We start from the raw sequence: 906 nt of genomic DNA on the forward strand, positions 1-906 counted from the left end.
TTCTTTTTTAGAAATCCGCAATTTTTGTTTTTTAAGAGCAAACCTTGGCGTTATAATTTTCCGTAGATTTTGGTCTTCACCTGTTTTTGCTAACGGTCTCGGCTATGAGTAGTTGCGTGTTTTAGCACTAAACTTTGCAAGTACACACCAAACTGAAAATCCGCGAGGATTTTAAGAAGTAGGCGAGAACAAGCAATTACTTATAGCCATTGTTGTATGCCGTTTTTTTAGATTATTAATGTTCCTTTATAATAAAAACTCATTTTAGAATTTTCAATAAATTCATCCAATTCAGTTTCTTTTGTTGCTTTGTCATTATACAGCTCAATATAATATTCGGTTGGGTTTGCGACTCCAATTTTCATAACCCAAAACTTAAATCTTTTCGTTTGCGGATTTGGATTTAATTTTTCCAAGGATTCAAAACAACAAACTGCTAAACTATCATTTCGAGTCAGATTGAAAAAGACCTTTTGATTTTGGCTTAAAGAGTCAATTTCCGCTTTCGTTTTTTTGGTAGTTTGTTTTCCAAAAATCTCATCCGCATTAAAAACTCCAATTCCAATCAGTTTTCTTAATTCATTATTGCCAGTCTCAATTTTTAAAATCTTTTCTCCAAGTCTAAATGTGTTTGAGTCAATTGAGTCAATCCGTCCAGAAAATCGGTCATAATTTCCTTTGACGTACTCTTTCGAATTGAAAACATCTTTGGCAAATTGATATTTTCCTTCATTGTCAGTTTGTCCAAAACAATGGAAGAAACTTAATCCGATTAATATGTTAATAATTAGCGTTTTCATAAATGGCATACAACGTTTCGTGTATGAGCAGTGGCGTGGTTCGTCACGGACAATTGCAAACAGGTACTTACCATTGGAAAATCCGCAGGATTTTCCAAGTAAGCGA

Annotated in this window: 1 protein-coding gene; it reads right to left on the reverse strand. The window is 33.6% G+C overall.

The window, feature by feature from the left end; genetic code table 11:
- Positions 1 to 227: 227 nt before the first annotated feature.
- The gene (locus tag H3Z82_RS19425) at positions 228 to 800 is read right to left on the reverse strand and encodes a hypothetical protein (protein WP_182207115.1); all 573 of its coding nucleotides are present in this window, start codon (positions 798 to 800) and stop codon (positions 228 to 230) included.
- Positions 801 to 906: the final 106 nt, after the last annotated feature.

This window comes from Gelidibacter maritimus, from assembly GCF_014062315.1.
GTDB lineage: Bacteria > Bacteroidota > Bacteroidia > Flavobacteriales > Flavobacteriaceae > Gelidibacter > Gelidibacter maritimus.